General features: G+C 43.9%; 10 protein-coding genes. All 10 read left to right on the top strand.

Features of this window, described 5'->3' with window-relative positions:
• The coding region (locus ACFVSH_RS18895; protein ID WP_387707303.1) for a cupin domain-containing protein at positions 1-453 on the top strand (453 nt) is incomplete at its 5' end.
• A 123-nt stretch (positions 454-576) separates the two neighbouring features.
• Entirely contained in the window at positions 577-1,515 is a 939-nt protein-coding gene (locus ACFVSH_RS18890) for a VOC family protein (protein WP_387707301.1), read from the top strand.
• A gap of 85 nt (positions 1,516-1,600) precedes the next feature.
• On the top strand, positions 1,601-2,392 hold the full coding sequence (locus ACFVSH_RS18885) for an SDR family oxidoreductase (RefSeq protein WP_387595997.1): 792 nt from the start codon (positions 1,601-1,603) through the stop codon (positions 2,390-2,392).
• Between the two features lie 30 nt (positions 2,393-2,422).
• A complete protein-coding gene (locus tag ACFVSH_RS18880) occupies positions 2,423-4,111 on the top strand; it encodes a thiamine pyrophosphate-binding protein (RefSeq protein WP_387707305.1) in 1,689 nt (562 codons plus the stop codon).
• A 12-nt stretch (positions 4,112-4,123) separates the two neighbouring features.
• Entirely contained in the window at positions 4,124-5,569 is a 1,446-nt protein-coding gene (locus ACFVSH_RS18875; RefSeq protein ID WP_387707299.1) for an aldehyde dehydrogenase family protein, read from the top strand.
• A gap of 16 nt (positions 5,570-5,585) precedes the next feature.
• A complete protein-coding gene (nadX, locus tag ACFVSH_RS18870) occupies positions 5,586-6,371 on the top strand; it encodes an aspartate dehydrogenase (protein ID WP_260285044.1) in 786 nt (261 codons plus the stop codon).
• A 38-nt stretch (positions 6,372-6,409) separates the two neighbouring features.
• Positions 6,410-7,711, top strand: a complete 1,302-nt coding sequence (locus ACFVSH_RS18865) for an aromatic ring-hydroxylating oxygenase subunit alpha (RefSeq protein WP_387707297.1) — start codon at positions 6,410-6,412, stop codon at positions 7,709-7,711.
• A gap of 21 nt (positions 7,712-7,732) precedes the next feature.
• A complete protein-coding gene (locus ACFVSH_RS18860) occupies positions 7,733-8,242 on the top strand; it encodes an aromatic-ring-hydroxylating dioxygenase subunit beta (RefSeq protein ID WP_076371322.1) in 510 nt (169 codons plus the stop codon).
• A 43-nt stretch (positions 8,243-8,285) separates the two neighbouring features.
• Positions 8,286-9,074: an SDR family NAD(P)-dependent oxidoreductase gene (locus tag ACFVSH_RS18855; protein ID WP_387596008.1), complete on the top strand. Its 789-nt coding sequence runs from the start codon at positions 8,286-8,288 to the stop codon at positions 9,072-9,074.
• Positions 9,075-9,114: 40 nt separating this feature from the next.
• On the top strand, positions 9,115-9,907 hold a 793-nt coding region (locus ACFVSH_RS18850; protein ID WP_387707296.1), incomplete at its 3' end, for a VOC family protein.

Here is a 9,907-nt window from a genome sequence, read left to right as displayed (position 1 = left end):
GTCTTGAAGTTCCAGGAAGAAATCGATCCCGCTTATCGACGCGCACAGATGAGATATATCGGACGTGGTGCCACTGCCAATAACGATACCAATGTAATTGCAGGTGAACATTTCACTTTAAGTACAATGGTGCTGCCTCCGGGATGTATCGGTCCTTTGCACCTTCACGACGATGTTGAAGAAGTGTTTTTCATTCTAGAGGGTGAAGTCACGGCATTAATTCAAGAGGATAGCTACAGCGAAGTGCATGAAATTAAATTAAGTGCGAGAGATTGCATCAGTAGCCCACCAGGGGTTTATCGGGGAATTAGAAATGACGGGGATGTTGAGGCGCGCATGCTCGTGATGTTAGGGGCAGTGAAGCCTAACTTACCGACATATCCTGAAGGCAGTGACCTGGAAGAACTGCGTAAACAGCGCGCTAAAGAAAGAGAAGCCATTATTAAAGACTGATTATTTAGCCGAAGAGGGCACCTGCATTATGAAAATTAATGAGGCGCCCTTTTCGATTAGATTGTTAAATATGGCCCATGCAATTTATCTAAAGGCCAATCTAAATTATGGGAGGTATAAAAAATGCTTGGGATTACTCATTTACGACATATAAGCATGATAACTCCGAATTTCGATGATCAAGCAGAATTTTATGAAAAGGTTTGGGGACTGGATAGAGTGGATGTTCCGGAAGAGGGGAATACGGTTTATTTCCGCGGGGCTGGACCGGAACATCATATTTTAAGCCTTCACAAGGGAGAAAAACGTGGTTTGCATCATATAGCTTTTGGCATGGTCGATAAAAATGCGGTGGATCGTGCAGCAGGGATATTACAGTCGAAGGGCGTTCGAATTATTGAACCGCCTGGATATTTGGATGAAGCAGGTGCCGGTTATGGCCTGCGGTTTATTGATCCGGAAAACCGCGTAATAGAGCTTTCGGCTTGGGTGGAAGTACAAACGTCTATATGGAGCAAGAAAAATGTTGATCCAGTGAAACTGAACCACGTTGTAATGAACACGAAGAACTTGGATATGATCGTTGAGTTTTACACGGATGTACTTGGGTTTAAAGTTACTGATTGGAGTGAGCACCAAATGTCATTCCTGCGATGTAACAGGAAACATCACTCCATTGCCTTCAATCAAGATGAGCATGCGTCAGTCAATCATATCGCATACGAGGTCGATTCCGTGGATGAACTGATGCGGGGAATAAGCAATGTGCGAAAAGCGGGCTTGTCAGAACTTTGGGGACCTGGACGTCATGGGCCTGGAGACAATATATTCTGTTATTTTCAAGACCCAGGCGGTTTTGTTATGGAGTATACATGTTATCTGGAAACAATCGAAGATGAATCGGAGTGGAGAGCACGTGTATGGAAACGGGTTCCGCATTTAATGGATCAATGGGGGATTGCAGGTCCGCCGAAGCCAGAAGCCCGCAAAGCAATGGGAGGAGATCCCGATCAAGGCTGGGTTGATTCTCAGATAGATGATTCAGTCATGGCGGAAAAATGAGGAAGATATTGATTTCCTCCCATTATTCTTGTGCGTAGTTAGGAAAAGCGTTTAAGGAAAATGGTTTAGAAAAGGAGTGACGAGAGTGGATTTAGGATTGCAAGGGAAAGTTGCTGTCATAATGGGCGGCACGTCGGGCGTGGGATTAAAAACAGCAGAAATGTTTCTGGCTGAGGGAGCGAAAGTGGCTATATGCGGCAGAAGTGCAGAGCGTATGGAGAGTGCACAAACACAATTGCTTTCATTTGGTGAAGAGGCTGATATTTTTGCATCAACATGTGATGTCACCTCAAAATCGGATGTGGATTCTTTCATTAATTGTACCGCTGAGAGGTTTGGCGGAATCGATATATTGGTGAATGCAGCCGGTCAAAGCGTGATGGGTCACTTTTTTGACATAACAGATGAGCAGTGGGAAGAACAGATTCAGTTAAAGTTCTTTGCCATCATATATGCCGTTCGTGCATCGCATCCTCATTTATTGAAAAGGGGAGGAGGGCGGATCATTAATATTAATGCAACGCTTGCTAAAGAACCTGAACGTCATATGGTAGCGACTGCAGCAGCAAGGGCTGGTCTCCTTAATTTAAGCAAAACCTTGTCCCAGGAATTGGCTTTTGACAATATATTGGTTAATTCAGTGAGTCTTGGATTGATCCGGACGGATCAATGGGAGCGAAGAAGATTGAAAAATGCGCCTGAAATGGACCCGGCAGAGTATTACGGAGACCTTGCGAAAAAACGGAACATTCCTCTTGGCCGCGTTGGTGAAGCGGAAGAAGTGGCCAGTGTCATCGTTTTCCTCGCTTCAGACAAAGCAAGTTATGTAGCGGGTTCGACGATTGAGACGGCAGGAGCGATCGGAAAGGCACTATAAATATATTACTAAAAAAGGTAGGATAACGTGATGAAAATACAAGAAGAACTAGAGTTTACGACCGCCGATTCCATCGTAAAGGAGCTTGTCCAAGCAGGAGTGGAAGCTGCTTTCGGGATTGTCAGTATTCACAATATGCCAATCTATGATGCAATTCTTAGAGAAGGGAGCATCAAACTCATTTGTTCACGCGGTGAGAGCGGTGCCGTAAATATGGCTGATGGATATGCCCGCGCCACAGGGAAATTGGGTGTAGTGATTACAAGTACCGGAACAGGGGCAGGAAATGCTGCTGGTTCACTAGTGGAAGCATGGGCAGCTGGTGTCCCCCTTCTTCATCTTACCGGTGAAGTGGCTTCTTCTTATCTTGGTACAGGCAAAGGATACATACATGAGTGTAAAGACCAGCTTTCAATGATGAGAGGAGCTTGTAAAAATGCAGTGAGGCTTATAAACCCTGACCAATCTGCAGCAGTGGTAAGGAAGGCGATCCAAGAAGCCTTAACTGCACCAACGGGTCCGGTTACATTGGAAATCCCGATTGACTTTCAATCGGCGATCATAGAAGATCTTTCACTCGAGGGGCTGCGGGCCTCAACATCTGAACCAAATTCATTGCCATTTATTCCTGAAAAAGCCGTGCAAAAAATCGTAGGCGCACGCCGTCCTGTAATATGGGCAGGTGGCGGAGTCATCAGTGCCAATGCATCGCAAGAGCTGCAAAAATTAGCGGAACTCCTTGGTGCAGCGGTTATAACAAGTCAGTCAGGAAAAGGATCGATTCCAGAAAACCACGAACAATGCATCGGACATTTTGCAGCATATGAAACAACAAAAGAGTTTTTAAGAAATGCAGATTTATTGATTAGCGTAGGTGTAAGGTTTAGGGGGAACGAAACATCCAACTGGAAAGTGCCGGTGCCACAAGAACATATAGCGATCGATGCGGATTTGCAGGCCATTAACAGGAACTATAAAGCCACGTTAGGATTGGTTGGTGATGCAAAAGATATGTTAGCTGCCATCATTCAAAAACTCGATGAACATTCAGTTCATGCGGAGCCTTCTTATTTACAAGAAGTTCTTTCGCTTAGAAATGAAGTGCGCGCTCAACTAAGGGAAACGCTTGGACCTTATGAGCAATTTGTGGATGGCATGAGGGAGATATTACCAGACGATACCATTCTGGTTCGAGATGTAACCGTACAGGCAAACGTTTGGGGCAGCCGTTTATTTGAAGTCTATGAACCGAGAACATCCATTCATGCATCAGGCGGCGGAATTGGTCAAGGTCTTCCAACAGCAATCGGTGCCCAAATGGGGTGTCCGGATAAAACCGTTGTTCTTATGGCTGGAGACGGTGGGTTTATGGTGAATGTCGGGGAAATGGTTACTGCAGCCGAAGAAAACTTACCAGTTATCATCGTATTGTTCGATGACTCAGGCTATGGGGTTCTTCGCAATATTCAAACAGCCGCATATGGTCGGCAGGTAGCCGTGGATTTATTGAGTCCTGATTTTGTGAAACTGGCTGAGTCCATGCATTTTGATGCTGTCCGTATTGGTTCTGGAGATGAATTCATATCCGAACTGAAAAAGGCAAAGGAAAGACGTAAACCCTCAATGATCGTTGTTGATATGGAAGCTGTGGGGCCTATGGCCAAGCCATTTGGCGGACCTCCGGGAGCTGCGGAAGCGTTCAAGCCCAAAAAACTATAAGGAGGATTGACAATGATTTCGACATACCCATTTGTTTCAGGAAAATACCTAGTTAATGGAGAATGGAAAGAATCGGCGGAAAAAGTCGATGTAGTAAATCCGGCATATACATCGGAAGTAGTTGGCCAGGTGGCGAAATGCTCTGAAGAAATCGTGAATGACGCGATTGAAGCGGCAGAAAATGCTTTTGAAACGTGGTCTCGCTCTGATATCGGGGAACGGGCCAAACGGATGAGCACTGCGGCAGAAGAACTCTCAAAAGTTATTGAGGAAAATGTTACAGTGTTTGTACGTGAAAATGGCAAAACACTTGTTGAAGCTAAAAAGGATTTACTGCGCTGTGTTGAAGTCATGAAGGGCTGTGCAGCAGAGTTACTTGATTGGTGGAAGCCTGAAGTGCTCCCTGGAAAACAAAAAGTCCAGATCCGAAGAAGGGCAAGCGGTGTCACCGCAATTATCACACCGTGGAACTCTCCAATGATATTAACCTTTAAACGGGTCATACCTGCTGTTTTGGCAGGCAATGCCGTTGTTGTAAAACCTGCAACGAATTGCCCGTTAACGATAATGTCCTGTTTAAAAGTAGTTGCTGAACATTTTCCTCCAGGGGTCATCAATATAATCTCGGGATCAGGAAAAGCGATCGGCGACAAACTATGTTCCGATTCACGCGTACGGACTTTGGCGTTTGTCGGAAGTACGGAAACCGGAAAAGATATCATGCAGAAATCAGCTGGAAATCTGCAAAAGGTATATATGGAACTTGGCGGAAATGATCCTGCCATCATTTTGGAAGATGCCAATATGGATGAAGCAGCCATCAAACGTTTGAGGATGGGGATATTACGAGCAGCGGGTCAGGTCTGTTCTGCAGTAAAAAGAGTGTACGTCCAAGAATCACGTTATGATGAGGTTGTGGAAAAGCTGACCAAAGAGTTTAGCCGGATGGTAATTGGTGATGGCATTCAGCCTGACGTGACAATGGGTCCATTGAATAATAAAGCACAATTTGACTTTGTGAATGGCTTGATCGAACGTACCGCAAAATCAGGAGGAAATATAATCACGACTGGCATCCAGCTGAATCCGGAAACTTGGGATAAAGGTTATTATATGCGTCCTTCCATTATTACAGGCGTCGATCAGCAGAGCGAATTAGTTCGGGTGGAGCAATTCGGACCCATCATTCCAATTTTACCTTTCAATGGTATTGATGAAGCTGTAAAATTATCCAATGATAGTGAGTTTGCCTTGCGTGCTTCTGTTTGGACCGAGAATGAAGATATCGCTGTCGAAATGGCAGATCGCCTTGAAGCTGGTGCTGTTTTCCAAAATAATCATACCGTTTTCAGCGACTTGGCTCTGGATTTCCCAGGATTAAAAGAAAGTGGTGTTTCCCGGGAAACAAGACATTGCGGGCTGGAATTTTTTGCGGACTCATACGGGTTTGCTGATTGAGGAAGGATGAAACTACATGAAATTAGGTTTAATCGGGTGCGGTAATATCGGTAAATTTCTGCTTCAGGCCATTAATAAGGACGGGCTTCTTCCAGGTGGGAAAATCGTTGCGATTTATGCCCGCCGTGAAGAAATCGCGGCACAACTAGCTGAAGAATTCAGGACTCAGCCATATAGTGATGTCGATGAACTCCTTCAATCCGATGTAGAATTAGTCATAGAGGCTGCAACGATCGAAGCAGCTGAAGAGTATGCATTGAAAGTGCTTAAAAGCGGGAAGGATCTCTTGCTGAGCAGCATTGGCGTGATGGCGAATCGTGCCTTTGAAGAACAATCAAATCAGATTTGCAAAATGAATAACGTGAATATTCTCCTTCCGTCTGGTGCGATTGGAGGTCTCGATGTACTTAAGTCAGCAAAGGCGGTGAATGGCCTTGAATCTGTTTGCATCACCACAAGAAAACCGCCAAACGCATTGCCTGCAGGTTCTACAGTGACAGAAGAAACGGTATTATTTGAAGGATCTGCTGCAGAAGCGATCAAACAGTTTCCGAGAAACATTAATGTTGCGATTGTGCTGTCCATGGCTGGTCTTGGATCTGAAAAGACGAAAGTGAAAATCATTGCCGATCCGAATGTGTTAAAAAACAATCACCTGATAGAAGCGTCAGGTTCGTTCGGGAAACTGAAATTGGAAGTGGAAAATGATCCGATGCCAAATAATCCGAAAACGAGTTATCTAGCGGCATTAAGTGTTTTGGCTACTCTGCAAAATAAGGAAAAGAGCGTTCAAATCGGGTAAAGACTTATGGTGCAAAGCTTGGAAGGGAGAGAAAAAGTATGCTTAAAACTGATAAATCCTTAGAAGAAATGTCGAAACAACAAGTTATTGACTATCTGAATGAAACGGTTAAACCAGAGGAAGGCGCTATACCTGCATACCTCCTTGGAGACCCAAAGGTTTATGATATAGAACATGAAAAAGTGTTTCTGAAAACATGGGTTTTTATCGGTCATGATTCTGAAGTACCCAACAAAGGAGACTTCATGACCCGTGAACTGGCTGGCTACTCGCTCATCATCACTCGTGATGGTGAAGGGGAAATCAGGGCGTTTTATAATATGTGCACACATCGCGGAATGAAACTATGCCGTGCAGATAAAGGAAACAAGTCATCATTTACGTGTCCCTACCATGGGTTTAATTTCAAAAACACTGGTGAGCTCGTAGGGGTGCCATTACAAAAGGACATATACGGGGGCAACCTTGACCGGTCGGAAATGGGCCTTCATAAAGTGAAGCTTGAATCCTATAAAGGTCTTTTATTTGGAACTTGGAATGAAGATGCAGAGCCGCTTGAAGAGTTTCTTGGAGACATTAAATGGTATTTGGATATACTCGTAGGTCGTGCAGAAATGGAAGTAATCGGGGTTCCGCAAAGATTCGTTGTCAATTCCAACTGGAAAGTTGGTTCCGATAACTTTGTTGGTGATTCCTATCACACGATGGTCACACACGGTTCCATTGCCAAACTGGGCATGGTTCCAAATGCTACCTATTCCAAGCGCGGTTTTCAAATCCATACAGATAACGGGCATGGACTGAACTTAGGGACACCTAACCCTGGATTCGCTTTCCCGGAAGAATTGAAAGAAGAATTTAAAACTAATTTGTCTGAAGAACAATATGGAGTGTTATCAAACTTAAAGAATATGATTGGGAACGTTTTCCCCAATTTATCATTTTTAATATCCCATACAAAAATCAAGGACCAATTCATCTCCAACACTTCAATTAGAATGTGGCGGCCAATCGGTCACAATAAAATGGAAGTGATCGCTTGGATGCTCGTGGAAAAGAACGCCTCCCAAGATTGGAAAGATAGATCAAGAGATTCATTTATATTGACCTTTAGCCCATCCGGTATTTTCGAACAGGATGATACGGAAGTGTTTACGGATATTACTGAAGCAGCCCAAGGCCCAATGCCTTTCCTAAAGAATTTAACCTACAATTATACAATGGGCCTTCATCGTGAACCAGTTGATTTTATAGGGCCGGGTGTTGCTTACGATGATAAATTCACTGAAGCGAGCCAAAGGAATTTTTACAAATACTGGCTAGAGTTAATGACGAAATGATAAGCGGGAGGGGGAACGGAAATGAATGTGGAGAAAATGTTGCTCAAATGTGAATTTGAACAGTGGCTGTATGATGAAGCTCAACTATTGGATGATATTGAATTTGATGACTGGTTCGATTTAATGCACTCGAGCTTGCGTTATCAAATGCCTGTACGTGTAAATAAAGAAGGTGTGGAACGCCCGGATTATTCAACGGAAATGTTTACATTTAATGATGATATTGAGCTGCTTAAACTGCGCGTGGATCGTTTGAAAACGGATTATGCTTGGGCGGAAATACCGCCGTCAAGAACACGGCGTTTTGTCTCTAATGTACGCGTTAAAGACTATGTTGAAGGTGAAAAGGCAGTTGTAAAGAGCTATTTGCTTATCTATCGAAGCCGCAGCACGGATATTCAACATGATTTGATTTCGGGGGAACGAAATGATGAATTCATTTTCGAAGAAGGTAAATGGAAACTTTCCAAACGGATATTCATTGTTGATCAATCAACGATAAATACCAGAAATCTTGCTATCTTCGTATAATATTGACTTGGATATAAATGAGATAACAAGGAGGCTGGTTTCAATGGCAATGGCGTTAAATGATAAAGTAGTGTTGATTACCGGGGGCAATTCAGGTATCGGAGAGGCTGTCACTAGACGTTTTATACAAGAAGGGGCAAAAGTCAGCATCATCGGCCGCTCGATAGAAACGCTAAAGAAAATGAAAGAGGAATTTGGTGAAGAGATTCTCATTAACCAAGGCGATGTAAGCAAATATGAAGACAATGAGAGGGCTGTACAGGCCACAGTCGAGCAATTTGGAAAGCTGGACGTTTTCGTTGCTAATGCAGGTGTCTTTGATGGATTTGCTAAATTTGCCGACGTAACTCCCGATGCACTTTCCGAAGCATATGATTTTCTGATCGATATTAACGTTAAAGGATCTTTTTTCGGTGCTAAAGCCGCTCTTGAAGAATTGCAAAAAACGAATGGCAATATTATTTTCACCGTATCCGGTGCCAGTTTTTATCCGGATGGCGGCGGGGTGTGGTACACAGCAAGCAAGCATGCCCAAATAGGATTGATGCGCCAACTTGCCTTTGAACTTGCTCCTAACATTAGGGTGAATGCTGTAGCGCCTGGCGGCACTCTGACAGCATTATCGGTCATTCCTCCCCTGCGTCCATTCGTTAAAATCGTGGATAATGAAACGAAGGCAAATAGCATTAAAAAAAGAAACCCTCTTCAGCTTGCACAGATGCCCGAAGATCATGTAGCTGCATATGTCCTGTTAGCATCGGACGCAGCGCGTGCAATTACCGGCGAAGTCATCTCCAGTGATGGAGGATTGTCAGTTCGCGGACTGGGTTGAGTTCATTTCAGAATAAACTATGGGAAGAAGGTTTATAAGTATGGCTGAATCACTATTGGGCAGTAGGAAGATTAATCAACTCGCATTTGTTGTAAAAGATATTGAGGCTGCTAATCTAGCTTTCACAAGACTGCTGGGCATAAAGAAGGCAGAACCATTTCTAACCGGTGACAGTTCTGTTTCGAAAGTCACTTTTAGAGGTGTACCAACGGGATCACAATCCAAACTGGCTTTTCTGAATACACCAACCGTCCAATTCGAACTTATACAACCCGATAAAAATCCAGGAACGATGCGAGAGTTCCTGGATGAAGTAGGTGAGGGGATTCACCATATAGCGTTTGATGTAGACTCTATCCAAAAGAGGCTGCCAATCATGGGGAATAGCGGCTACCCAGCTTTGCAAACAGGTGAATTCACTTCAAGTGACGGCCGATATGTATATGTGGATACACTGGATGATCACAAATCATTAGTTGAACTGCTTGAAAGTGCAGAGCCAAGAAAAACGGCATGGGAGAGGCCAGAAGATGCAAGCGTTCAGCCGCTATTAGGGACCAACAAAGTGGAACAGCTAGCCTTAGTTGTAAAAGACCTGGATGCGGCTGCAGAGGCATATTGTAAGTTATTAGGTATTGAAAAACCTCCCATCATTCATTCTGGTTCAACCGATATTACAAACGTGATATACAAAGGGAAGCCCACTGAAGGGAAATCAAAATATATGTTCATCGATACCCCGTTAATTCAAATTGAATTGATCGAGCCGGGTGAATCACCTAGTACGTGGAAAGATCATCTTGAAACATATGGTGAGGGTGTTCACCATATCC

It is taken from the genome of Peribacillus sp. NPDC058002, from assembly GCF_042886655.1.
Classification (GTDB): Bacteria; Bacillota; Bacilli; order Bacillales; family DSM-1321; genus Peribacillus; species Peribacillus aracenensis.
This window is presented reverse-complemented; position numbering and strand designations above follow the sequence as displayed.

What these genes read in the sequence shown, in the direction of transcription:
- ACFVSH_RS18890 (WP_387707301.1), top strand. Translation starts at nt 577, where the DNA reads ATGCTTGGGATTACTCATTTACGACATATAAGCATGATAACTCCGAAT.
- ACFVSH_RS18860 (WP_076371322.1), top strand. Translation starts at nt 7,733, where the DNA reads ATGAATGTGGAGAAAATGTTGCTCAAATGTGAATTTGAACAGTGGCTG.
- ACFVSH_RS18855 (WP_387596008.1), top strand. Translation starts at nt 8,286, where the DNA reads ATGGCAATGGCGTTAAATGATAAAGTAGTGTTGATTACCGGGGGCAAT.
- ACFVSH_RS18880 (WP_387707305.1), top strand. Translation starts at nt 2,423, where the DNA reads ATGAAAATACAAGAAGAACTAGAGTTTACGACCGCCGATTCCATCGTA.
- nadX (WP_260285044.1), top strand. Translation starts at nt 5,586, where the DNA reads ATGAAATTAGGTTTAATCGGGTGCGGTAATATCGGTAAATTTCTGCTT.
- ACFVSH_RS18875 (WP_387707299.1), top strand. Translation starts at nt 4,124, where the DNA reads ATGATTTCGACATACCCATTTGTTTCAGGAAAATACCTAGTTAATGGA.
- ACFVSH_RS18865 (WP_387707297.1), top strand. Translation starts at nt 6,410, where the DNA reads ATGCTTAAAACTGATAAATCCTTAGAAGAAATGTCGAAACAACAAGTT.